This is a genomic window from Photobacterium andalusiense (genome assembly GCF_900185625.1).
In the GTDB taxonomy this organism is placed as follows: Bacteria; Pseudomonadota; Gammaproteobacteria; order Enterobacterales; family Vibrionaceae; genus Photobacterium; species Photobacterium aquimaris.
Map to the genome: position 1 here is coordinate 401,551 of NZ_FYAJ01000002.1, position 24,863 is coordinate 426,413.

The 24,863-nt window shown below is 37.0% G+C and carries 18 protein-coding genes; 10 read left to right on the forward strand and 8 right to left on the reverse strand.

The annotated features are described in order from the left end of the window. Positions 1 to 14: 14 nt before the first annotated feature. Positions 15 to 989, reverse strand: a complete 975-nt coding sequence (locus PAND9192_RS07385; protein ID WP_087853221.1) for an SPOR domain-containing protein — start codon at positions 987 to 989, stop codon at positions 15 to 17. 232 nt (positions 990 to 1,221) lie between these two features. Here PAND9192_RS07385 and PAND9192_RS07390 point away from each other — a divergent pair, with 232 nt between their 5' ends. After that, a complete protein-coding gene (locus PAND9192_RS07390) occupies positions 1,222 to 1,731 on the forward strand; it encodes a hypothetical protein (protein ID WP_087853222.1) in 510 nt (169 codons plus the stop codon). A 42-nt stretch (positions 1,732 to 1,773) separates the two neighbouring features. On the opposite strand, the gene PAND9192_RS07395 is transcribed toward PAND9192_RS07390, so the two are convergent. Together PAND9192_RS07395 and PAND9192_RS07400 are read right to left on the reverse strand one after the other, a co-directional pair. Continuing rightward, positions 1,774 to 3,471: a GGDEF domain-containing protein gene (locus PAND9192_RS07395; protein ID WP_087853223.1), complete on the reverse strand. Its 1,698-nt coding sequence runs from the start codon at positions 3,469 to 3,471 to the stop codon at positions 1,774 to 1,776. A gap of 156 nt (positions 3,472 to 3,627) precedes the next feature. After that, positions 3,628 to 5,334 (reverse strand): GGDEF domain-containing protein, encoded by a 1,707-nt coding sequence (locus PAND9192_RS07400; RefSeq protein WP_087853224.1) that lies wholly within the window; start codon positions 5,332 to 5,334, stop codon positions 3,628 to 3,630. A 244-nt stretch (positions 5,335 to 5,578) separates the two neighbouring features. On the opposite strand from PAND9192_RS07400, the gene PAND9192_RS07405 reads away from it, so the two are divergent. From PAND9192_RS07405 to PAND9192_RS07435, 7 genes are all read left to right on the forward strand, one after another. Next, entirely contained in the window at positions 5,579 to 8,254 is a 2,676-nt protein-coding gene (locus PAND9192_RS07405; protein WP_087853225.1) for a bifunctional acetate--CoA ligase family protein/GNAT family N-acetyltransferase, read from the forward strand. 132 nt (positions 8,255 to 8,386) lie between these two features. Continuing rightward, positions 8,387 to 9,193 carry a DUF4344 domain-containing metallopeptidase gene (locus tag PAND9192_RS07410; RefSeq protein ID WP_234999012.1) on the forward strand — a complete coding sequence of 269 codons (807 nt, stop codon included), beginning with the start codon at positions 8,387 to 8,389 and terminating at the stop codon, positions 9,191 to 9,193. 226 nt (positions 9,194 to 9,419) lie between these two features. Continuing rightward, entirely contained in the window at positions 9,420 to 12,908 is a 3,489-nt protein-coding gene (locus PAND9192_RS07415) for an intermembrane phospholipid transport protein YdbH family protein (RefSeq protein WP_087853227.1), read from the forward strand. Positions 12,909 to 12,928: 20 nt separating this feature from the next. Then, positions 12,929 to 13,144 (forward strand): YnbE family lipoprotein, encoded by a 216-nt coding sequence (locus PAND9192_RS07420; protein ID WP_087844498.1) that lies wholly within the window; start codon positions 12,929 to 12,931, stop codon positions 13,142 to 13,144. A gap of 33 nt (positions 13,145 to 13,177) precedes the next feature. Next, a complete protein-coding gene (locus PAND9192_RS07425) occupies positions 13,178 to 13,504 on the forward strand; it encodes a YdbL family probable chaperone protein (RefSeq protein ID WP_087853228.1) in 327 nt (108 codons plus the stop codon). Positions 13,505 to 13,632: 128 nt separating this feature from the next. Further along, a complete protein-coding gene (locus PAND9192_RS07430; protein WP_087853229.1) occupies positions 13,633 to 14,571 on the forward strand; it encodes a YeiH family protein in 939 nt (312 codons plus the stop codon). A 202-nt stretch (positions 14,572 to 14,773) separates the two neighbouring features. Next, on the forward strand, positions 14,774 to 16,489 hold the full coding sequence (locus PAND9192_RS07435; RefSeq protein WP_200817789.1) for an amidohydrolase: 1,716 nt from the start codon (positions 14,774 to 14,776) through the stop codon (positions 16,487 to 16,489). 78 nt (positions 16,490 to 16,567) lie between these two features. Here the strand turns inward: PAND9192_RS07435 and PAND9192_RS07440 are convergent, their stop codons facing one another. The 3 genes from PAND9192_RS07440 to PAND9192_RS07450 form a co-directional block, all read right to left on the reverse strand. Then, positions 16,568 to 18,505: a M60 family metallopeptidase gene (locus tag PAND9192_RS07440; protein WP_087853230.1), complete on the reverse strand. Its 1,938-nt coding sequence runs from the start codon at positions 18,503 to 18,505 to the stop codon at positions 16,568 to 16,570. Between the two features lie 251 nt (positions 18,506 to 18,756). Next, on the reverse strand, positions 18,757 to 20,070 hold the full coding sequence (locus PAND9192_RS07445; RefSeq protein ID WP_087820252.1) for an anaerobic C4-dicarboxylate transporter family protein: 1,314 nt from the start codon (positions 20,068 to 20,070) through the stop codon (positions 18,757 to 18,759). Positions 20,071 to 20,327: 257 nt separating this feature from the next. After that, positions 20,328 to 20,564 (reverse strand): hypothetical protein, encoded by a 237-nt coding sequence (locus PAND9192_RS07450; RefSeq protein WP_087853231.1) that lies wholly within the window; start codon positions 20,562 to 20,564, stop codon positions 20,328 to 20,330. A 341-nt stretch (positions 20,565 to 20,905) separates the two neighbouring features. On the opposite strand from PAND9192_RS07450, the gene PAND9192_RS07455 reads away from it, so the two are divergent. Further along, on the forward strand, positions 20,906 to 21,463 hold the full coding sequence (locus tag PAND9192_RS07455) for an SPOR domain-containing protein (protein ID WP_087853232.1): 558 nt from the start codon (positions 20,906 to 20,908) through the stop codon (positions 21,461 to 21,463). A 130-nt stretch (positions 21,464 to 21,593) separates the two neighbouring features. On the opposite strand, the gene PAND9192_RS07460 is transcribed toward PAND9192_RS07455, so the two are convergent. After that, a complete protein-coding gene (locus PAND9192_RS07460; protein ID WP_087853233.1) occupies positions 21,594 to 22,934 on the reverse strand; it encodes a DEAD/DEAH box helicase in 1,341 nt (446 codons plus the stop codon). A 223-nt stretch (positions 22,935 to 23,157) separates the two neighbouring features. Here PAND9192_RS07460 and PAND9192_RS07465 point away from each other — a divergent pair, with 223 nt between their 5' ends. Continuing rightward, positions 23,158 to 23,763 carry a DUF2238 domain-containing protein gene (locus tag PAND9192_RS07465; RefSeq protein WP_087853234.1) on the forward strand — a complete coding sequence of 202 codons (606 nt, stop codon included), beginning with the start codon at positions 23,158 to 23,160 and terminating at the stop codon, positions 23,761 to 23,763. 65 nt (positions 23,764 to 23,828) lie between these two features. Here PAND9192_RS07465 and galE read toward each other — a convergent pair whose 3' ends face one another. Further along, positions 23,829 to 24,848 (reverse strand): UDP-glucose 4-epimerase GalE, encoded by a 1,020-nt coding sequence (gene galE / locus PAND9192_RS07470; protein ID WP_087853235.1) that lies wholly within the window; start codon positions 24,846 to 24,848, stop codon positions 23,829 to 23,831. Between the last annotated feature and the right edge of the window lie 15 nt (positions 24,849 to 24,863).

Here is a 24,863-nt window from a genome sequence, read left to right on the forward strand (position 1 = left end):
TGTTAAACACTGAATTACTGTAACTGTTTTAGTTGTGGCGAACCTGTGTGTTCAATATCGTAAAAGTTACGCACAAATGCACCATTGTTTTGTACAGCTTGAGGTAATGACGTTAACCCAGCTTTGGCTTGTTCATAATCAGCATAGTGACCAAGTAATAATGTATAAACTTGGCTGCCATTTAACATTTTCTTATTAATCCATGCTGGTTGCTGGCTTTCTAATAAAGATAACAATGCAATTAATGATGGTTCATCTCTTGAGGCTGTAATTTGAATACTATAACCATGCATATCAACGGTTTTGTAACCATCTTCATTGGTTTGAGGTGCTTCTTCCACTACTGTAGTTTCTGGTGTCGCTTCTGATACAGGCTCAGTCATTGCTGCGGTTGGTTCGACAGCAGCTGGCTCTGAAGGTGTAGCTGCTGGTGCTACTTCAGCGTTATCAATGCTTGCTGCTGGATTTGACTGTGCGGCATCTGTTGTCTCTACAGCATCAGTGCTATCTGTGACAATAGCTGCCTCATTGTTTGCAGCGGTTGGTTCAACAGCTGGTTCGACAGCGGCTGATTCTGAAGGTGTAGCTGCTGGTGCTACTTCAGCGTTATCAATGCTTGCTGCTGAATTTGACTGTGCGGCATCTGTCGCCTCTACAGCATCAGTGCTGTCTGTGACAATAGCTGCCTCATTGTTTGCAGCGGTTGGTTCAACAGCTGGTTCAACAGCGGCTACTGCAACTTCGGGCTCTGAGGGGGCTGGTGCTTCAATTTGCTGCTCGCTAACGGCAATTGAATCACTAGACTGATAAAGTGGATCAGTTTTAACTGAAGCATCTAATTCAGCCACCACTTTTGGCTCTGAAAAATTATCCGTCATTTTTGTGGTATTAATGGTGTCTATCGGTGTTTGCAGTGGTATTTTAGGCGGCATTAATTGAGTACAACCGACTAAACTAGACAGCAGACTCAATGCTATAATTTTCTTCATTTCATTCCCTCTTATTCGCAACCGAATATTGATGCAATAATCATAAAAACAATTAAATGACAAATAGTTATCAATAGTTTGCCGTAGCTTTTGATTACGATCAAACTGTTCATAACGATAGATCAATCGAAAACGATTTATGTTATCTTGATCACAATGAATTGCGTTTCGCTAACAATAATATGACTGGCATTCTTTATTATGCGTTTTCAACACTAACTTAGGAGCTTCAATGGCTGATCCACACATTAAATGCGAACTTGATATTCTCGATAAATTGACCGTTATCCTTTATCGTTCTGCATTCACTCTCGCTGCTATTATCATGGCTGTTATTGGCACAGAAACCGATGCTGCTACTCCATTTCTTATTATGGTTGCTTTATTGGCGTCAACAACGGTACATATTTATGACAAACGCTTTCGCTGGTTAATCCAAGGGGCTGGATTATTTGCTGCAATTTGGTTTATGTCAGGATTATGGCAACCATTAGCATTAGGCGCTGCTTTATTTGTATTTAGCGCACTTTCAATCAAAGAATATTTTTGTTTTAAAGTTAAAATTCTTCTATTAACACCTATCGCATTGGCTGGATTTTGGTTCTGCTTAGTCTTTGCTGTAGCGAATGTCGCAATTGGGTGTGCGATGGTAGGAGCGGCACTGCTTGCATTTGCAGCCTTTAGCAAATGGCGGATGCCACTACATTTTGATATCGGTGATAAGAGCCGTTACCAAGTATAACAGCCCTATTTCCACTTTCATCCATCCACCAGCTACAAAAGATTAAATGATCTCTTGTAGTTGGTTTTTACGTCCATTTTTCTGTTTATACATTTCTTGATCCGCTTTATCGAGCGCAACCGTAATGTTATCTTCAATACTAACAATGCCATAAGAAAAACTTAAATTCAGACCTTGCGCCCAAAAATAAGCCTCAAGATTGGCTCGAATCGTTTCAATCCGCTGCTTAACAGCTCGAATTGACACACTATCAAGCAATACCACAAACTCATCCCCGCCAAAACGAACCATCGCATCGCTATCTCGCAACATGGCTTTGATATTTTTTGCAAAATCTCGTAATACTTCATCGCCTTTATTATGGCCATAGGCATCATTGATAAGCTTAAAACCATCTAAATCAATAAAAACCAATGTCTTATAAGCCAGCGCGTATGTAGATTCAAGATAATTTTTTTGAAAACAGCCGGTTAGATTATCAACAGCGATATCATCATTTTGTTCATATACACTACAAATAACAAACGCTTGATTAAAGTGGACAATTTTCTGTCGATATGTATGAAAAGATTGCTTACCACTATCATTTTCAACTGTCTCATTTGACACAATAAAGCAAGTATCACTATTTAGAAGCTCTTTATCTAAATCAAGACAAGTACGATAATCAGGAAAGCGTTCCAGCGTCTGTTCTACACTATAATCTACAAGATCAACACCTAAATAATTAATATGATTTTCATTATTATAAATTGCATTACCGTCGTAATCACGAATGATCACTAATGCATTACAAGTACTAATTAATGACGACACTAATAGAAAATGAGAACTTGTTTTACGTTCAAGCAGCTCATTATAGTTTTTATTAATTCGACTCTGTTCACTATAAACGTCATAAAAATTAGGGCTTATACCTATAATATTATAGCAATCTATTTTAATTAGATTATTAATCGCTTTTTTTATCGCTTTTGGATTTGGTGCACGATTCATCTCATAAATAGCTTGATCAAGCGAATTACAAAAAGAATTAACACTTTTTTTCTTAAAATTTTCTTTATTCTTTGTCGGCTTTATTTGATCAATATTAAGCGGTCTTGAAAAATAGAACCCTTGGTAGGTCATACAACCTAATTGTTTGAGTAAATTTAATTGTTCAAATGTTTCTACACCTTCAACAATAATATTCTTACCAAGTACTTTAACTATTTTTTCATACGTTGTTTTCACTAATGAATAAGCAATATAACTTTGGTCAATATTCTTAATGATTTTTCGATCTAATTTAATATAGTCAACATCAAGATGAAGAAATAATTCACTGTTAGCATAACCTTTGCCATAATCATCAAGAGCTAATTGAACACCCTTAGATTTCAATTCCTTAATTGCCTCTTGGATACCTAAAACATCTTTTGTAGCGTCATGTCGAGTAAGTTCTAAAATAATGTTTTCTTCATGTTCAAAAATTGAAAGACATGATTTTATAAATTTATCGTCAAGTAAGCTCGCTATAGATATATTAATCGCTAACTTGATATTTTCTGAGTGTATTAATTGAGCACGCTGTTTGATAACATAATCAATAATAGCTAAATCAAATTCAACATGATCAACTACATTGTTATCTATATAATATTCAGTATCAAACTCAGTTGTTCTCAATAAGGCTTCGTAACAAGATATTTCGCCATTAATATATCGAGGTTGGAATTGGAAATAGTAATCAGATAGCATCTTATCATTCTTTTTTTATAATTTTTCGGAAGAATAATCGAATTTGATATAAAACCCAATAGGAATTTATTATAAATTAATACATATACCTATTGGATATTAAACCAACCCTTATAGGTATTCCTAAATAAAATAAGTCATTATAAGTTTATAAAATTAAGCTTGTTTTATGACGCCTACAATTTTTTTTCTAAATGATTTCTCTTGATACATTCTATTATCAGCTTGCTTAAGTGCTAACTCAACACCATTTTGTAAAGAAGCAACACCATAAGAAAAACTTAATCTCATCTCTTTTTGAGTAAAGTAATCTTCTATCTCTTTCCTTAATTGCACTATTCGCTGTTGAACAGTTGTCATAACGTGACTATTCAATAAAATAATAAATTCATCACCACCAAAACGCACCACAACATCAGAGTCTCTCAACATGCTTTTTAAGGTTAATGCAAAATCTCGTAAAGTCTCATCACCTATGCAATGACCTAAACTATCATTAATCTCTTTAAATCCATCTAAATCAATAAATACTAATATTTTATGCTGTTCCATATAGCTAGATGATAAGTAATTTTTTTGATAACAATTAGTAAGCTCATCAATAACAATGGTATCGATCGCCTCATACACAGAACAAATAATAAAATTTTGATCAAAATGCGAGACTTTCTGCCGATAGACATGAACTAACTCCATGCCATTTTTTGTGTTCATGACTTCATCTGACATCATAAAACATGAGTCACTCTGCAGCAGTTCACTCTCTACATGTAAAGTAGTACGATAATCATTAACTTTCCCACACACTTTTTCTATCGGCATATCGACTAAATCTACACCCATAAATTGAATAAAATGATCATTATTAAAAATAACATTACCATCTACATCACGAATAACGACTGCACCATCGCAACCACATACTAACGAAGCGGCTAGCATATAATGTGAACGGTTTTTGTTTTTGATTATTTCACGGTAATTTTTATTGATTCGATGCCGTTCAGAGTACAAATCAAACGTATTGGAGTTTAAGCCAATAATATTATATTTATCGATACGCTTAATATTATCGATAGCTTTTTTTACACTATTTGGATCCTGAGAGCGATTTAAATCAAAAATAGCTTGATCTAATTTTAATGAAAATTGAGTTCGTTCATTCTTTTCTTTATATTTAATAAATCCCGTTTTTTCTATCTCACCAATATTAATAGGTCTTGAAAAATAAAAACCTTGATAAAACATATCACCAAACTCTTTAACTAAGTTAAATTGTTCAAATGTCTCTATGCCTTCAATAATCACAACCTTGTCTAAAACATTTACGATATGATCGTATTTTGATTTAAGAATAGAATAACTAATATAATTATGCTCAATATTACTAATTAAGCGTCTATCTAACTTTATATAATCAACATCTAGGTATAAAAAAATATCTGTATTTATATATCCCTTACCATAATCATCTAAAGCAAACTTTACGCCTTGTTCTTTAAGTAATAAGATGGATTTTTGTATACTATCAAAATCATCCGTTTGATCATGATTTGTCAATTCTAAGGTGATATTTTTTTCATACTCAAAAATATTTAAACATTTATGAATAAAGTTATCATCAAGTAGACTCGCTATTGATATATTTAATGATATAGATACATCATCACAAATGTCTAAAGACTTTCTATCTTGAAGCACTTTACGAATAATGTTCAAATCAAAAGCAGCAGAATGCTCCATTGAATACACAAATTTTTCAACATTAAAATCATTGATATCACTTCTTAATAATGCCTCATAAGAAGATATTTCACCACCATAGTATCTTGGCTGATATTTAAAATATAAGTCATTAATCATTCTTATCTTTCACCTAAAGATCTCACAAAATAATCTATAGTTAGACACATATTACTAACACTATCAATGAAAAAATATAATAATAATACTTAAATCACACTTATATTTCCCATTGGAATAAAAATACCTCATGAATATATTCCGTATCACTTAATTTTCATTTGGATCACATTATCATTACAAAAAACATGCCCTTCTACTATTTAGAGATAAAGTATAACTCAGATGATTAAGGGGGGAATTTATGAGTAAAATAGCAGCGTTTCTAAAGCCGACCAGCATTGCAGTCATTGGCGCATCAAATAATTCACAACGCATTGGCTATATCGTTGTTCGCAATCTGTTATCTGGCTGCTTTAATGGCCCTATCATTCCTGTAACACCTAAATATGCTGCTGTTGCTGGCATTCTTGCTTATCGTAATATAGATGCAATGCCGATAACGCCTGATATTGCGATTCTTTGTACACGGGCTGAATTTAATCCTGATATTATTACCCAACTTGGAGAAAAAGGCGTAAAAGCAGTCATCATTATTGCAGCTACTATGATGTCAGCCTCAAGTAACAGTAACGCCATCAATTACCACCAGCAAATATTGATTAATGCCAAGCGCTATAATATGCGGATTATCGGACCCAATAGCATGGGAATTATTCTTCCCTGGCTTAACCTTAATGCGTCAGTGTCTCCTATAGCCGCCAATAAAGGCAATATTGCGTTCATTTCACAATCAGCTGCTGTGTGCACCACTATTTTAGATTGGGCGCAAAATAAACAAATCGGCTTCTCGACTTTTATCTCTTTAGGCGATGCGTGTGATATTAATTTTGCAGAGTTACTTGATTTTCTAAGCCAAGACACAAAAACAGATGCTATCTTGCTTTATATCGATAGCATTAACGATGCACGACAGTTTATGTCAGCAGCTCGAGCCGCAGCGCGTAATCGCCGTATTCTAGTTTTAAAAAGTGGTCGAACAATGGCTGGACGAGCTGCCGCGTTATTACACACAATGGGAGAAGGTGGCCTTGATGAAGTTTATGATGCTGCAATTCGTCGATCAGGTATGTTACGAGTGCATACTACCCATGACTTATTTGCCGCTGTTGAAACACTGGCCCATTCAGTTCCCTTGCGAGGAGAAAGACTGGTTATTCTAACCAATGGAGGCGGCCCTGCAATCATGGCGGTGGATGCACTCTCCGATCGCGGTGGAAAACTAGCAACACTCAGTGCTGAAACCATTCAACGATTATCCGCTGTATTACCTGCTTATTGGTCTCAGGCTAATCCAATTGATATTATGGGTGATGCTAATACCGACCGTTACCAACAAGTACTGACAATTTTACTTGATAGCGATGACTTTGACGCACTGCTTATCATGCACAGCCCTTCTGCGGTAGCCAATAGTACTGATACCGCTCAAATCATCACAGAGACTCTTCGCCAGCACCCTCGTAGCCAGCGAGTAAACGTACTGACAAATTGGTCTGGTGAAAATGAAGCTGCTGAAGCACGCTCTATCTTTACTCAAGCACGCTTACCAACCTACCGTACTCCAGAAAGTGCTATTTCAGCATTCATGCATTTAGTTGAGTACCGCCGTAACCAACGTCAATTAATGGAAACGCCTGTCTCTATTGGCGAAATTACCGCAGATCTCCACTATGTGCGCAATGAGATACAACGCTTGCTCCAACAAAATATTCATCACCTTGAAACCCATGAAATACGGCCTTTACTAACGAGCTATGGTTTTACAACGCTACCAACTTGGATCGCTTCTGATGCTGCAGAAGCTGTACATATTGCTGAACAAATCGGTTATCCAGTAGCAGTAAAATTACGTTCTGCAGATATTCGGCATAAATCAGAAATTCATGGCGTGGTATTATACCTACGTAATGCTAGTGAAGTCGCTAATGCTGCTGATGCTATTTTGTCACGGGTGGCATTACACTATCCAAGCGCACGTATTGATGGATTATTAATTCAACGTATGGCTGATCGTTCTGGCGCACAAGAATTACGCCTTGGTATCCATAATGACCCCATCTTTGGCCCGGTGATCATACTTGGTGAAGAAACCATTCATTGGAATATTGAGCGTGATGCCGTGGTTGCATTGCCACCATTAAATATGGCCTTAGCCCGTTATATGGTTATCAATGCGCTAAAGCATCATAAAATCAAACAACGTAGTAGCTTAGAGCAAATATCTATTCCTGCACTGAGTCGTTTATTAGTCACTATTTCACAAATGATCATTGATTGCCCTGAAATTCAAGCATTTGATATTCACCCTCTGTTGATCTCAGGTGATGAACTCACGATCATTGATGCTTCGATGGATATAGCGGCGTTTAATGGTGATATTCAACAACGGCTCGCCATTCGTCCTTATCCAAAAGAATATGAACAAACATGTCAGCTAAAAGATGGTAAGCAGATTTTGCTACGTCCGATCCTGCCTGAAGATGAACCGGCTCATAAAGCATTTATTAATCAAGTATCTGAAGAGGATCTTTATAAACGCTTTTTCTCAGATGTTGGCGAGTTAAATCATGAAGCCTTAGCGAAGTTTACCCAGATAGATTACGACCGTGAAATAGCATTTGTCGCTGTTTATGAAGACATGATCATTGGCGTGGCTCGTGCTTTATCAGATGCCGACAATACAGAGGCTGAATTTGCTATTTTAGTTCGCTCAGATATTAAAGGCTGTGGTTTAGGGGGAATTTTAATGACCAAACTGATTGATTACGCCCACCAGCGAGGCTTAGCGAGACTAACAGGTATGACAATGCCAACCAATCGCGGCATGATCACCTTGGCACAAAAAATGGGCTTTAGTATTGATGTTCAACTCGCTGACGGTGTGGTTGAAATGTTATTAGTGCTCAATCGCGATTGAATATAAAACAACACACAGTGCACTATTGATAGTTATTAATAGTGCCTTTTTATTGTTTTGCAGCGTTACATTCCATCTCATCCGCTATAATTATCAACTATGATACATCAATAGCAGTTACGAGGTGATAGCGTGAATATAAAGATGCGTATCGCATGTTTACTTGCCAGCCTATTAATATCTAACCTAAGTTACGCAGGAACAGAACAACCCACAGGTGGACGTTATGGTTTGGCATTAGATCCAGTTGCAACAGTAAATTTTGTGTTTCATACCCCATCTACGCCACAGCAACAACAAGCAAAAGATATTGTCCAACATTCATCTATGCTAGCGACAATAAAGCACTTGAGCCAAACCCGTTTTATTTTTGCGCCGAGCTTAGACATCGTATTTGGTGGTAATAAAGGGCCTTATTATAATTCGACTCAGCAGCTAATTCAGATCCCTTACCAGTATATTACTCAACTCTTACAACATGTGACAGATAGTGATCGTTACCCAACACAACAACAACGTTATCAAGCGACTACTGATGCACTATTACTAACATTGCTCTATGAAATTGGTCATGTCTATATTCTTGATCGCGCGATACCGATATTAGGCTACAGCGAAAATACCGTTGATAATTTTGTGACGATTTTACTGCTTAATGATATTGATAGAGGTGATGAAATAGCGATTAACTCAAACCTCTTATTTAGTATCGATGCATTCAATCAATCTGCCCTTAAGAACAATCCGTTCATTCAACAACATGCGCTTAATCAACAGCGTTACCAACGTATTTTATGTCTGGTGTATGGTAGTAACCCTGCACGCTACCAACGTTTGTTTGATAATTATTCGATTGCGCAACGACAACAACGACAGCAATCATGCCAAGCAACATTTTCAACCACTCACAAAGGTTGGCTTTATTATTTAGACAATTAAAATGAATAATTACTCAAAGTGAAAACTATAAACCCGCGTTTTTTATAACCAAAAGCATAGTTAGTCATTTTACTGGCAAATGGTATTGAATGATTTTTGTCAACAACATAGCAATGATAGACTCATTATTATGTCTAGATATACCGCGAATGGTGAATATTTCAGTTAACTGAGTAACTTATTGCTACCATTGAAACATTCTTTTATGAAAAGGTGATCTATCGTAGTGAAATCTCGCTCATCAAACACTGAGCCAGCACCACCAGCAAATTCTCGACCGCCACGGTTACGTACTCACACTAAGCTGGGTTTATCGTTATTGGTGCTGCTCTTACTCGCACCTATTGTTGGTTTTATATGGCTAAGTATCAATGGTATTACAGTAACGGGACTTAAAGGGCTCCGTTATGATGGTGATGTGCGCGCAGAGCTGATTTCGTTACGGGTTTTTGATTACAATGTCACCTTTCATAACCTTTCTCTGCGCCACAGTGTCGATCCTAATAACCCTATTGATGAAGGCAGTTATCGTCTGTTTGCCAAGAAATATGAAATCGAGCTTTCGCCAGCCGCGACAACAATGCTTGAGAAACAAGACATCTTCCTGCGTTATATTCATTTTTTTGATGCGACATTTAAATTTGTTGATTTTTCCTCTCCATTAGCCATTAATGCCCATGCCCGTAAGGTAACAGCCTCTGCCGCACACAGTGATGGTAAAGAGCCCGCTGCAACACAAATTATTGAACAAGTTGATGTTACGATCAGCAACAGTCCACACTTGGTGATCTCTGGTCATTCTGAAAAAGGCCGATTAAATTTATTCTTTCCACATTACCAGCCATCGCCCCATTACCCGTTACGCTTCACTGACAGTCAATTTTCTATTGCGTGGCAAGACGAGCAAACCCCTGTTGCGGTAACTATTGGTGCGCTGCTGCCTGAATGGGAAACCCTCAATAACACTTTACCTGAGCAAATTATTACCAAATTATCGTTAGCGTTTGATCTTAAAAACAGTTTACCGACAATGAAGTTAATCGCTAAAACTGCCAAGTTAGAACAGCCCAAATACCTTCCCGAATTTGTTAGTCGTACTGATATCGATAGTAAAGGATTTCATCTTGGACAAACTATCGCTAACCTTGCCCGTTTACCTGTAAATAAATTTAAAATAAAGTCATTTACTTACGGTGATTTATTAATTGATGCTAGAGTAATTTTAGAGACACCACTCACGCAGGCATCACTAACAACAACTAACTCTACAGCTTCTACAGCTTCTACAGCTTCTACAGCAATAGATGAACCAATAGCAGATAACGATCACAACCAATCCCCACCCAAAAAAACAGCGGCTGAAAAAGCCCACCATAAGCAGCAACGTCAACATCGAGAACAAGCTCGCCATAAAATAGAACAGCAGGCAAAAGATTTAAATATCGCAGCAGAAAATAAAACCAAAGCACGTTTTATTGTCAGAGGAAAAGCGTTAGCTCCAAATCCGTATCAACTTGAGGTCAATATTCACCATTTATCAAAAACAGATGCGCGAGTACATACCATTATGACTCGCAGTGATGGTAATAGCCTTAATTGTGATGCTAAGATTATTTTTCAACAACCGTTGCCACAATACTTAAACTGCAATGCCAATTTTAAAAATACCAAAGAATTTACCGACCGTTTAGGGCTCAAAGATGTGCCAAATGCAAAAATAAATGGGCCGCTACGTTTCTATGCTAAACAAATCGTCAGCAGCTTATCTAACAAAGCACAACCTATGGTCAGAGATAATAAAATTGTTGATGCACACTACCTTGTTGGCATTGAGTTACCCGCTTCTTTTGCGATTGAACTCAACAAATATGCCTTTGCTGCACCTTTTTTAAATGATCAACGCAATCATGATAGCCACCATAACCAACCAAAGCATGTTGCTAATATTCAAATGAATAGTGATGGTAAAATAAACTTTAAGGTCAATTATAAAAATGAATTATTCCGCGTTGCTTTAAGCGATAAAAACGAAACTATTAGCTTTAAAAATGCTAAAACGAAGTCGGCATTACATTTCTTTATTGATGATCTCAACTGTTTGTACCCTAATTTACAATGTCACATCGATGCCAACATCAGTGCCAGTATTAATAGCCTACAACCGATTATTGACAGTAAAATTAATGACGTTGTATTTAATTCAAAGGTAAAAGCGACCTGGGCTAATAACTATTTAGTTTCCCAACTGCAACAGACCCGTTTACAAGCTAAAAAGCTGACTTTCGCAGGTATTCCAACCTTAGCCAATAGCAACAGTAAGGACATTGATTTCAGTTTAAAACAATTAATCGGTATTTTTGAAAAACAAGATGATCGACTCGCATTAACACTTTATCAGCCTAAAAATACTCAGGCACAATTAAGTGCTCAATTATATGCTCGTCACCAATCGACAAAAAAATCTCAGGCAGCAGACTATAAAACCCAATTAAATGTGAAAGTCAGTAAATTCTTATTACGCCATGCGTTTTTATTTAACAATGATACAGCAATCAGCACTGCAATCGCTAAACCGTCACCACAACCACTAACTCTCAGCAGTGATTTCAAAATAACAATGTCAGCGGCACAACGTAACCAGCAGCAAGTGCTACCGCCAACTAACCTTCATGGTCATTTTCTGTTAGCTAATAATGCGCTTAACGTTAAAACAACCTTAGCCAATCCTTATGATGATATATTAGCGCAAGTCGATATTAATGCAGATTTAATTGCTAAAAAAACCAACGTAAAACTACACCATCGAACGGTCTCTTTTACTCAAAAACATAGCTTAAAGAATTATTACTTTTCGGCGTTATCGTTACCGATTGATATTACAGACGGCAGTATCACCACCAGCGCATCGTTTGTTATTGATCGTAATAATCAATTAACAGGCACGGCTAATATCGCTACCAACCACCTTTCTGGTCATTATCGTGACATTAAAGTAACTCAACTTAATAGCAGCCTGTATACAGCTTTTTCACCTGAGGGGATTCGTAGTCTACGTCCAATGGCTTTATTTGCTCAACAACTTGACGTTGGCGTTTGGTTAACAAAACCAAGTTTAATTATCGATTTTGACACTCAAGCAGATCAATATACGTTACATCGAATTTCAGCCAATTTATTTGGCGGCAGTATCAGCGCACATGGTATCCACCGTACTAACGATCGTCATTTAAGTACGATCCCTATTACAGTATTTGGACTCAACATTGAAAAAATAACCGATGTTATTGATCATGATGGGATCGAGTTTACAGGGATCCTTGATGGCACAATTCCAATCTCATTTATTGATGGTAAACCTGAGATCCATGGTGGCGTACTTCAATCTCGCCATCCTGGTGGAGTATTACGTTATCTAGATGGCTCGATTATTGATAATAAAGTTAAAGCTGCGGGTCATCATAGTCCGTTAATGGTGAGTGAGATCCTTAAAAATTATCATTATCGTACTCTCGCCATTAAAGTTAACTACGCTAGAGATGGAGTGTTAGACACTCAAGCCCATTTTAAAGGCTATAACCCTGATTTTCAGTATGGTCGCCCTATCAATATCAACTTAGCGGTTGAAGATAATATTCTAGAGCTCATTAAAACAATTAACATGATCAATGCTTCTGATATCGAACAAAAAATCAGTGACCATTTTAATCAGTACTAATTATGTAAAAGGTTATCACCATGAATAGTTTGCAAAAAACATCGCTCCTATCTACGCTCTATGGCATAGCACTCATGATTACGCTGCTCTTACTCAATGGCTGTACACCAACAATACAAGTTGCTACATCGGATAAACCTATTGAGGTTAATCTTAACGTTAAGATTGAGCATGAAATTAAAATAAAAGTAGATAAAGAAATAGAGCAACTTTTTGATAATAAAGAGACATTTTAATTTTACACTTTTCTTTTAGTAAGGTAATCCATCATGAAACCAATCATCTTTAGCTGTTGTTTGATGGCTTTGTTTTCAGATTCGGCTTTGGCTCTTAATTTACAGCAAGCGAAGCAACAAGGACTGGTTGGCGAGGCTAATAATGGTTTTATTGCTGTAATTAATGCAAACCATCGTGCTGATGTTTCTCAATTAATAAAAACGGTTAATAACCATCGTCAAAATACCTATAATGCAATTAGTCAGTCTCATGATTTATCTCTCATTGATGTAAAACAGCGTGCTTATTTTAAAGCAGTCGAAAAAACCCAGCTAGGAAATTACTATCAAGACAGTGATGGCACTTGGCAAAAAAAATAATAACCTTACAGATAGTAGCCATATATTAAGTTACTCTTAACCCTCGTTTAAATATATTTAACTCACCTAAATAGAATGACATGCGTATAATTTAAGATCTTATCAATGAACCGATATTAACCATAAAAATGACCTTAAATCATAAGATTAGACCCATAGATTTTATCTTTATCATTACTGCAGTGATATGTTTAGCACCTTTTATTAGTTCACCAATTGCATTAATCCTTGGTTTTACTTTAGCCAGTTTCGGTTTAGTGCCAACACAATTTAATCTTGCCGCCTTGACCAAAAAACTTTTGTCATACTCCATTATTGGTTTAGGGTTTGGGATTAATTTAAATGAAGCAATTGAAGCTAGCCGTCAAGGACTTGGACTGATTATATCTTCGATCTTCTTTACCTTGTTTTTAGGCTGGCTCGCAACCCATTTTCTAAAACTTGATAAAAAAACGGGTCATTTAATTGCAGCTGGTACGGCTATTTGTGGTGGTAGTGCTATTGCCGCAGTATCACCAGCCATTAATGCTCGTGATGATCAAACATCATTGGCTTTAGCAACGGTATTTGTACTTAATGCTGCGGCACTGTTCCTTTTCCCTGCTATTGGTCATTTGCTTGAGATGAGTCAACATGCGTTTGGTACTTGGGCTGCAATTGCAATCCACGATACATCATCGGTTGTTGGTGCGGCGGGATCATATGGCGATGAAGCCTTAAAAACAGCAACTACACTTAAGCTTGCTCGCGCACTATGGATCATTCCTGTTGCGTTTGGCAGTGCGTTAATGTTTAAAGGCGACAGTAAGAAAATTGGCATCCCATATTTTATTGTCTTTTATTGCCTTGCTATTTTAGTGGCTCATTTTGTACCACAATTTCACTCCACCTATATGCTAATTTTTGATGCATCAAAGCGTTTATTGGTCGTGTGTCTATTCTTGATTGGTTCAGGTATTACAGTGAGTAAATTACGTAATGCTGGACACAAACCATTATTATTAGGTGTTGTACTTTGGCTAGCCATTGGTGCTGCTTCATTAACCTATATCGAGTTATTTCTTTAATAAATCAACGTTAGATTGAGAACACTCTTTTAAGCCAGATATAACGTCTGGCTTTTTTGTATCCCTCATATCACAAATCCTTCATTGCTACGGTTATTAATACTTCTCTATACGGTTTTTTTGATAAATTGAAGCATTTTAAATGGTTAGTGCTAATAATATATATAACGGTATTTTTATTTTCTTAACACGGATGTAATCAATGAAAACTTCACAATTGAAACTGATGTCAGCTTTAATCTCGTCATTATTAGCGATGAATTGTCATGCAAAAGAGCCGGCGGTGAGTGCTGATACTATTTATAGTGGCGGTAATATTATTACTATGAACGATGCTCAACCCTCTGTGCAAGCTATCGCTATTAAAGATGGAAAAATCATTGCAGTAGGTGATACCAGTACGATTAACAACACATTTAAATCACAGCAAACGAAGCTCATCGACTTAGAAGGTAAAAGTTTATTACCCGGCTTTATTGATGCTCATAGCCATTATTTCAACTCATTACAGGTTGCTGATCAAGCACAAGTCTATGCCCCACCATCAGGAACAGGTAAAGATGTTGATAGTATTCTTGCAACAATTAAGCAATATGCTGACGAGCATAAGATCCCTAAGGGCGAATTGATTATTGCTTATGGTTATGATGATACCGTGATGCCAAATGGTCGCTTACTTAATCGTGACGATATCGATAAAGTTTTTCCTGATAACCCTGTACGTATCGACCATGTCTCTATGCATGGTACAGTAATGAACAGTCTTGCTTTAAAAAAATATGGTTATAGTGATCAAACCGAAACACCTGCTGGTGGCGTTATCGTACGTAAAGAAGGCACCAATGAGCCATTTGGGTTAATCATGGAAACAGCGTATCTTCCTGTGCTTGCTCAAGCTGAAGTAATGTCGCCAGAAGAGGAAATTAAAGCCACTAAAGCAGGCCAAAAATTGTATGCTCAAAATGGTATTACCACCGCTCATGAAGGCGCAACCCATTTAAATCAATTTGAAACTATTAAACGTGCATCTGATGCTAACGCCAATATTATTGATATTATCGTTTATCCCTTTATTACCGATGTAGATGCAATTTTAGCTAAGTACCCCGTTGATAAATGGCTGCAATATAATAATCGTCTTAAAGTTGGTGGCGTTAAAGTTACCGTTGATGGTTCACCTCAAGGGCGAACAGCACGATTTACAACCCCATATTTAGCAGGAGGCCCTGCAGGAGAAAAAAATTGGATGGGTGAATTGACCTTTCCACAAGACACAATTAATAAAATGGTTAAAAAAGTCTATGACTTAAATGTGCCTTTAAATTTACATGCTAACGGTGATGGTGCGATTGATGCATTTTTTGAAGCACACCAATCAGTAGCCAAGGATGATCTGACTAAAGATCGTGACATTACGATGATCCATGCGCAATTTGCGCGTAAAGATCAATTGAGTAAATTTAAACAATATAAGATCCGCCCTTCTTTCTATACCCTACATACTTACTATTTTGCAGACGCTCATCTTAAAAATCGTGGCAAAAAACAGACTGACTATATAAGTCCAATGCGAGATGCTATTGATATCGGCCTTCACCCAACCAATCATACTGATTTTGTTGTTGCACCTTTAGATCAAATGATGATGCTTTCATCTGCTGTAAATCGGTTATCACGAAGCAATCAAGTTATCGGTGAAACACAGCAAATCACACCACTTGAAGGCTTAAAAGCGATGACTATTTGGGCTGCAGAACAATATAACGAAGAGATGAACAAGGGCTCGCTTGAGGTAGGAAAACTTGCGGATATGGTTATTCTGGATAATAACCCTCTCACCATTGAGCCCACAAAAATTAAAGATATTAAGATTGTCGAAACTATCAAAGAAGGTAATACTATTTACAAAACTAAATAATACTCTACTTAATAAAATTATTGGCGTCATCCCTGACGCCAATACCCTTTAATTTTCTATAATAAATAATATAATTTATTAATTCGCATAAATAACATTTTCTAACTGGCTATTTTGTTTACCAATAACCACAGTAACAGGTTGATTAGGTGTTAATTGAAACTGTTTAGAAATAATAACTTTATTGTTTCTAAACGTGACATCTGCATGCTCACAAGCATTATTTCCACAACTAAAAATAAGATAACCATTTGAATATGCATGCAAACTAAAATCATCTTGGTTAAAACGACTACGTTTAACCTTCACTGTGATTTTATCTTTATCTGAATTAGCCCACATACGTATATCATTAACTTTATATTTGTATGTCGCGGTATCACTTTGTGGCGCTTCAAAAACAACTTTAATTTTATCACCACGATTTAAAGGTTGTTTTAATACCGCTTTAACTAAGGCATTTTCTTGATCTAATTTAATTGTAAACTGCTCACTTTGATTATTTTCAATTTCACCAATATAACGGTTATTAAGATAAACAGTAGCACGCTGATTTGGTAGCCAAGTACGGAAATAATCATAAGTTAACTTTATTTTCTCTTGTCTATGGCGATAATGAATAGCGACATCACGTCCAAATTCATGATTTTTCTCAACCGTAACTAAATCAGTATTTTTCCACAAATTAGCCGATGACGCTAAGTTAACATAGTCATTCATCTCAGCTTGAGTTTCATCACTAATCGAGACTCCCCACTGAATAAAGTAATCTCGCAAATCATAACCCGTTGTCAAACTTGCCACACGAATAAATCGTTGTACGAGGGTATCAAAATTATCATTATATAACGTTGGATCTTGCTGATAGGCATTACGCATAATGATACTCATACGCTGATAAAATCGAGGTCCAAAAGCAAGATCTAACTGCCAAAACATACCTAATTTCGTCAACAAACGGATATCATCGTTAAAATAATCTTTTATATCATTAGGTTGTTCTAAGTAGGGAAATATTTGGCTATCCCAACGGTCTTCTAGTTGGCTGTTATAACCTAATGCTTTCTTCACCTTTTGTGAGGTAATATTAGTCGTTACCTCTGTCATTCCCTTAAATTGCATATAGAAAGGTTGTAGTGTATGTCCATATTCATGCCAAGGTCCCCAACCATCATCGGTAAGTAAAATGCTCGTTTTAACAACACGATTAAAGGCATAATCAGTGCCTGTTCCTAAATGATATCGAGTAGCAAACATTAAACCACTACCTTCTTCACCGACATCTAGAAATAGTACTTTATGAGACATTGGCTGATGATTTGGTGCTAAATCAGATGAAAATCCGTAATCTTGTTGTCCCCAAGTAATAATGTTTTCCCATCCTTCCATTAACGCTGTCGGATCGGTCACGCCGTAAGATTTAAATTTCGCAATGGGTCCCGTGATGATCATGGTTGGTGACATCAAATGAATATTTGGCGTTGTCGCTTCATTTAGCATCGCAACAAAATCATTATCAGTATGATCTCCTAAACGGAAGACCGGCATTTCATGTCCTCCCGTTATGGTCACAGTTGTAACGTTATCATCACTCTTTAATAAATTTTCAATATAAACCTCGCCATCAACCTTCGCTTTTAGATAAAAATCTGAACTATAGTTAAATGTTACACGCTGCTGACATAATATTTTTGTTTCTAAATTATTAATACATACAGAAACACCACGATTAGGCTCTGGACTTAAACGTAAATATTCTCCTGATTTAACATAAATTTTAGTCGGTATAAAATGAGTTAAACCACGATTAGGGCGCAGCTTTTGTTTCATCAGACTATCTAATTGCGATTTACTTAGCTCTGGATGAACCGTTATCGTATCAATCACATTTTCATTGATAGGGTAAATTGGTGGTGGCGGCGGTCCGGGCGGCGTTGATGCAAAAACATCACTGTTAAAAACACCTAAAAAAGCAAAGATATAGCTAAAAATTGAATATCTTTTTATGATCTTCATATCTAACTCCTTTACGGGAATTAAAATAGTAAATAAAGCTCAATTATCCACACCGAGCTCCACACAACACTGATCACAGTATAGAAGATATAAATTTACTTATTCTCATAAATAAGACACACACAAAAAAAAAGCAATAAAAAACCTCCACATTTCTCGCCAGAAATTATGGAGGTTTTTATTTTAATGGCATTAGCAACATGTCGATGTTACTAATTAAGAGATATCAAACAATGACTTTACCGCATTAATTACAAAACAAAACTCGCAAAAATAAAGCCAAAGATAATACTAAAGACCATACTTAATAAACCTGGGATCATAAAGCTATGGTTAAAGATATAACTACCAATCTTCGTTGTACCTGTACGGTCAAAATCAATCGAAGCGATAATTGGACCATAGTTAGGAATAAAGAAGTAACCGTTAACAGCAACGAAGGTTGCAATGATAACTTCTGGTGGTAAGCCTAAAGTGATCCCTACAGGTACAAGCACTGCAGTTGTTGCACCTTGACTGTTTACCATTACTGATAGCGCAAATAACGCAAATGCAAATGTCCATGGCGCAACTTCAACTAAACCTGATACCGCATCTTTTACCATTTCACTGTGGCCAGCAATAAACGTATCACCTAGCCATGCGATACCAAAGATCGCAACAATCGCACGCATACCTGCGTGGAAAACAGATCCCTGAGTGATCGCATTACCATCTGGCTTACAGATCAAAATGATCAATGCAGCAATCGCTAGCATCACAATCTCGATCGTGTGTGCCATACCCATTGCTGATCCATTGAAGTTAGGGCGCAGTGCTGGAAATGCTCCCATGATAACAACCGCTAATGCACCAAATAAGAATAAACCAACCGCTTTCTTTGCTTCTGGCTTAATAACGATCTCTTCAACTTTAATTTCTTGTTCCATTTCCTGACGGAAAGCAGGATCTTGCATGCGGCGTTGGTATTCTGGATCATCTTTCAGATCTTTACCGATTTTATTTACCACAACACATGCAAGTGCTAAACCACAGAATGTACCAGGGATAGTCACCATTAATACATCAGCTAGTGTAATACCTTGTGGTTCAAGAAATGCAACAAGTGCTACAACAGCAGCAGCAATAGGACTTGCTACAATCGCAAACTGAGAGGCAATAACAGCCATGCCTAATGGACGCTCAGGACGAATACCACTACGGCGGCTAACTTCTGCAATAACAGGTAACACTGAATAAGCAACATGACCTGTACCTGCTAAGAAAGTAAACATGTAAGTCACTAACGGTGCAATAAAGGTAATATGACGAGGATTTTTACGAAGAATGTTTGAAGCAATTTTAATTAAGTATTCAAGACCACCAGCTGCTTGCATTGCTGCTGCTGCTGCTACAACCGCCATGATCATTAACATTACATCAATTGGTGGACTGGTTGGTTGCAAACCAAAAATAAAGCTTAAAATAGCAAGACCGATACCACCCATCACACCCAAACCGATACCACCGATTCGAGCACCAACTAATATACACACAAGTACAATCAAAAATTCTACAATAAACACATCTATACTCCCTAATAACAGCGCTTATATTACTGAGTTATATTCAGTAAAAATTCGTGCTGATAATAAAGTTTATATAGAAGCAATAATTAGCACTCAATCACACTTTATTAAAATATATATCAATAAAAATAGTAATATAAACAACTGTTTATGTTTATGTTTCGCTATCTTGTACTAATTGTAATGACAATGTGTTTATTTTGGCTGGTTATTCCAATATGACTTACTTTAACTCTAATGGGAATAGACAGATATTACGGCTCAATAACGACTTTTTTAGAAGCTGTTAACACTTCATAATGGTTTTTGTTTAATCGCTGTTCACTCATTTTCAACCACAATACAACTGCTAAAATAGCAAAGGCGCTTAAATCACATAATGCACTGGTGATCCCAGTTGTCACTAATGATACTCCAACCAATAACATTGCTATCACTGTTGCGATGATGCGTCGTTGACGATCATTAACTCTGAGTAACCACGCTTTCATAATTATCATCCATATTAAACATCAATTGTTATTAATATGTTAACCAATGATTAGTGTTTTAAAAAAGACTGTTTACCTCTATGAAAGAGTAAAAAGCTATATAACGATATGGCGCTATCAATTATTAGGGCAATATAACGTATTCTCATTTAGCATAACTCACTTGCTTAAAAAACGTTCAGTTAATCATTAATGTGTAATTATCATGTCAATATTTTGCCGTTTTTAGCTACAATAGACCCTAAGTATAAAGACATTTGTTAATGATGATATTTACATCACAAAACTGATGAATACCAATATCACATTTATGAATCATTAAATATTCTTCGGAGAAAACAATGGCATCTCGTACGCTAAAGGCAGCAGTTGTCTTGGGTCTATTTGCATTATCTGGTTGTGCGTCATCTAGCAGCCCTTGTGATACAGGTTACCTATTACCATCTAAACTTGATAATGAAAACCTTCAATGTCAACAACAACAGCCCGCTGAAACTGTTGCACCAGCGACGACGGTAACCAGTGAGCCGGTTGTTGATAGTGACTACATTGATAATGACAATGCGCATCTTGCAGATGAAGAATCAATGACAAATGATCAAGCATTTGGTGATATTAACCCTTCGCATTTTACCGTTCAGATTTTGGCATTAAGTGAAGAGCGTAACCTGCGTGGTTATCTTCAGCCAATTACTGGCAATCAACCAATTTGGGTTAACTGGAAACATGCATTAGGTCGTAACTGGTATGCAGTAACTTACGGTAATTTTGCTACTCGTGAAGAAGCAAAACAAGCTATTCAAACGTTACCTGCAACAGTTCAAGCACAAGGTCCATTTGTATTAAGCTTTGCTGCTGTTAAAGCAGATAAAGAAGGTCAAGTTTACCAATTGCGTTAATCGCACAGTTGTAGTTAATACTATTGCGGATTTAACTTAGACGCATAACAAAAAACCAGACGCTAGGTCTGGTTTTTTTATGTCTCACTACAACGAAGAACAAGTTACGTAATCATATATACAATAATGATTATTGGTCGTCTTGACTTACATCTGTATTACGTTTTTTCTTAGGGATAAATACATCATTACCCACCGCTTGGTTTTCGTAAAAACGCTTATCAACTCTCTTTTTAGCTTTTGGTGCGTGAGTTTGTTTAGCTGCAGTAGTCGTGTTAGTTGTTGTTTTCTTAACAAACTTCTTCTTCGGTGCTGGTTTAAGGCCTTTAAACTTACCCACTAAGCCTTCAATTGTGGTGAACTCAATCTTTTGTTTTAAGAATGCTTCAACCGCTTTAAAACTCTTCCAGTCTTTTGGTCCAACAAGTGAAACAGCATCACCCTTATTACCTGCACGACCAGTACGACCTACACGGTGAACATATTCTTCAGCATGTTTTGGCATATCAAAGTTAATTACTAATGATACGCTATCGATATCAAGACCACGTGATGCAATATCTGTTGTTACCAGAATCTTATGGCAGTTACGCTCAAACTGACTCATGATGCTATTACGTTGGGTTTGATTTAAGTTACCACTCAGTGCAACCGCTTTAAGCTTACGCTCGTTCAATTCAGCAGTTAAACGATCGGTATCAGCACGTGTTGCTGTAAAGATAATAACTTGATTGTAATTTTCAACCTCAAGCACTTTATCTAGTAATGCTTGTTTATGATCTAAGTGATCACAAAGAATAAAGCGTTGTGTAATATCGGTATGCTCTTCTGCTGAGTGACCAATTGAAATACGCTTAGGGTTATCTAGCATTTCAGATGCCATATCAAGTACATCAACATGGTCCATCGTTGCAGAGAACATTAATGTTTGACGACGACGGTGATTTGCAGCTTCGTTAATACGACGTAGTTGAGGTTCAAAACCAAGATCAAGCATACGGTCAGCTTCATCAAGGATCAGCATTTCTAAGCCATCCAGATGTGTACTGCGGTGCTCTAGGTGATCAGCAAAACGACCAGGTGTTGCAACCACAAACATTGGGTCATTACGTAATGCTTTTACTTGGTCGTTAAAGTTTTCACCACCAACAATCAAGGTACCATCGTAAGGCGTACCAGCATTAAGCGTACGTAATTGTGCAAAAATTTGTTTCGCTAACTCACGTGTTGGCGTCAAAATCAAAACACGTGGGTCACGACGAGTAAATGGCTTACTACGATACATACGTTGCATCGCTGGTAATAAAAATGCCAGAGTTTTACCGGAACCCGTTTTCGACGACGCTAAAATATCCTTGCCTGCAATAGCAACAGGGACTGCCGTTTGTTGAATTTCGGTTGCTCGATCAAACGCCAAATGATTTAGTTTCTTTAGTAGGCGTGGGTCTAAGCCAAGATCTTTAAAATGCAAAATGATGCTCCGGTAAAAACAACTCAATCTATGAGTGTGTACTGTCAAATATGATGTATATCACAATATTGTGAAAACATTAGCTGGAAATTATAACACAAACCAATTTTAAAAAACCTAAAATAAGTCATCACATTAACGTTAACGCATTGATAATCTTTGTTGCTATATAGATTGCAAAAACGTTACTCTTTAATCCAATTGTTTATTATAAGGAATTGAAATGATTGAGAACAAATACCCTAAATGGTTAGCATTATGCTATAGCATCTTCTTTATTGCGTTAGGGATCAATCCTGCTTTTCGCGCAGTATGGATAGCAGAAGCTATTCCTCTTATGATAGTGTTCTTATTTTTAGTCTTCAGTTATCGTTATTTTGTATTTAGTAATCTTGCTTATACTTTAATGGCTATATGGTTGATATTACACAATATTGGTGCTCATTATACTTTTGCTAACGTTCCTTTTGACTGGGTTAACCATTTATTAGATTCTAACCGTAACCACTTTGACCGATTCGCACATTTTTCTATTGGTTTTTATGCTTTTCCTATTGCTGAATTCTTAGTTCGCAAAGGGCATTGCAAACCTATTATTGCGGCGTTATTTGGTTTATTTGCCATAATGTCAACAGCGGCTGCTTATGAAATCGTCGAATGGTGGTATGCAGCAAGTGCTGGCGGCGAAGCAGGGATTGAATTTTTAGGCTCACAAGGCGATATTTGGGACGCTCAAAAAGACATGTTAGCCGATACACTTGGGGCAATCTTTAGTTTAGCTATATTCTTTTTTGCGAAAACATATAACGTCAAAAATAATAATCGCTAATCATTATTTTTAAACAAAAAAAGGCGCTATTATTAAGCGCCTTTTTTATTCAATCCAAAATGTACTTACTCTGCGTCAGGGTAACCATCGGGATTAGTTGACTGCCAACGCCATGTATCTTGTGTCATGTCGTCTAGAGTCAGTTTAGCTTCCCAGTTAAGTTCCGCTTTTGCTTTTGCTGGATCAGCCCAACATTCTGCAATATCACCCGCACGACGTGGTGCTATTTTGTAAGGGATCTCAACACCTGAAGCGACTTCAAATGCTTTCGCCATTTGCAATACACTATTACCGTTACCAGTACCTAGGTTGTAAATGTGTAAACCTGCTTCACGACCTTTGTGTGTTAATGCTGCAAGGTGACCATCAGCAAGATCAACCACATGAATGTAATCACGTACACCTGTACCATCAACTGTTGGGTAGTCATCACCGAAAACAGATAAGAACTCACGACGGCCAACAGCGACTTGAGAAATAAATGGCATTAGGTTGTTAGGAATACCTTGTGGATCTTCGCCCATAGTACCTGATTTATGTGAACCTACTGGGTTAAAGTAACGCAGTAATGTTACGCTCATTTCAGGGTATGCATGTTGAATATCAGCAAGACACTCTTCTACCATTAGCTTACTACGGCCATATGGGTTAGTTGCGCTAGTTGGAAAATCTTCAGTGATTGGCACTGATGCAGGATCGCCATAAACCGTTGCTGATGAACTAAAGATAATTGCATTTACGCCAGCAGTACGCATCGCTTCAACAAGTACTAATGTACCGCTAACGTTATTATCGTAATACTCAAGTGGTTTCTCTACTGATTCACCGACTGCTTTTAATCCTGCAAAATGGATCACAGCATCGATATCATTTTCGGCAAACACACCATCTAAAAATTCACGGTCTCGAACGTCACCTTTATAGAATGCTGGTGTCACACCCGTTAGACTATGAATGCGTCCTAATACTGTTTCTTTACTATTGTACAAATTATCAACAATAATTGGGGTCATACCCGCTTCAATCATCTGTACACAAGTATGACTACCAATGTAGCCCATGCCACCAGTAACTAATACACGCATGGTGTCTCCTAGTCG